The 228-nt window shown below is 42.5% G+C and carries 1 pseudogene; it reads left to right on the forward strand.

Going from position 1 to position 228, the window contains the following annotated elements:
- Positions 1-21 precede the first annotated feature (21 nt).
- Positions 22-228, forward strand: a pseudogene (locus TW77_RS25495) (hypothetical protein); the annotation flags it as partial.

Here is a 228-nt window from a genome sequence, read left to right on the forward strand (position 1 = left end):
AAAGCCAAGCATAAAAAAGAGGTGAAAGACTTAAAAGATGAAGTGCTGGCCAGTGACGCCATGCTGCGAGCAAATCGCAAATTGAATGACGAAAATGTGATGGAGAACCAAAAATTAAAGGAGCAACTACACCAGAGAAAGTTTTCGCCCGAAAAATGGAAAGGCGACGTTAAAGACTTTTTTGCAGTGAATGCTAAGGCGAATACCCAGATCCTGGAAGGGTTTAGC

This window comes from Pseudoalteromonas rubra (assembly GCF_000967655.1).
Taxonomy (GTDB): Bacteria; Pseudomonadota; Gammaproteobacteria; order Enterobacterales; family Alteromonadaceae; genus Pseudoalteromonas; species Pseudoalteromonas rubra_A.